Source organism: Bradyrhizobium sp. Crot121 (assembly GCF_059512385.1).
On record NZ_JCAMOR010000264.1, the window covers coordinates 1 to 1039 of the forward strand.

The 1039-nt window shown below is 61.6% G+C and carries 1 protein-coding gene; it reads left to right on the top strand.

Annotated features, from left to right (window positions below; translation table 11 throughout):
• Nucleotides 1–39: 39 nt before the first annotated feature.
• A protein-coding gene (locus AC5ZGW_RS46420) for an IS630 family transposase (RefSeq protein WP_496114183.1) occupies nt 40–1039 on the top strand; the annotation gives its coding sequence in 2 pieces (ribosomal slippage) (nt 40–114 and nt 116–1039; 999 coding nt annotated over the 2 pieces). This gene is flagged as partial in the annotation.

A 1039-nucleotide genomic window follows, 5' to 3' on the forward strand; every position in this document is an offset into this window, starting at 1 on the left:
ATAGGCGACATTGTTGCGGCGTTGGTGTATGCTATCGGCATGAAACGCGACGGCCGACAACTTGACCATCGAACCCTGGAAGAAATCCGCATGATGGCGTTGGAGCGAGTGCGCCGAAGGTGAAAAGCCGAGCGCCGTCGTCGAGAGCTATGGATTTCACCGCAGCGTGATTTACCGCTGGATGAGAACGGTGAAAGGTCGTGGGAAGGGCCTGCGGGCGCTGGCGTCGCGCAAAGGAACGGGACGTCCGAAGAAGTTGACGCCGGCGCAAGAGCGGCAAGTGTTTCGCTGGATCAACGGCAAGAACCCGCTGCAATACGGTTTCGATTTTGGCTTGTGGACGCGGCAAATCGTGCGCGAACTGGTGGAGCGGGAATTCGGCGTGAGGCTGAGTCTGGCGTCGATCGGGGGGATGTTGGCGCGCTTGGGATTGAGCGCGCAGAAGCCATTGCAACGCGCCTATCAGCGTGACCCGGAGGCGATCGAGCGTTGGCAGCGGGAAACCTATCCGGCCATTGCGCGGCGTGCCAAGCGGGAGAAAGCGGATGTCTATTTCTGGGATGAATCCGGCTTCCGGGCGGATGCGGTGCAAGGCACGACGTGGGGCGTGAAGGGAGAAACGCCGGTGGTGCAAACGCCGGGGCAACGGCAAAGCATCGGCGCGGCGTCGGCGGTGAGCGCCAAGGGCGCGTTCTGGTTCGCGACGTACAAGGGCGCACTGTCTGGCGAGCTGTTCGTGGACCTGCTCAAGAAGCTGATGTATCGCCGCAAGAAAGCGCTGCATCTGATTGTGGACGGGCTACCCGCGCACAAGAAGGCGGTGGTCAAGGACTACGTGGCGAGCACGCAGGGAAAGCTGACGCTGCACTTTCTTCCGGGATATGCCCCGGATTTGAATCCGGACGAGCTCGTATGGAGCCATGCCAAGCGCACTGGCAATGCACGCCGGCCGCTGCGCGCAGGCGAGAAATTGGAAGACCGAGTCCGCACCCAGCTCGCCGACATCGGCAACAGACCAGCTTTGGTGCGTTCCTTCTTC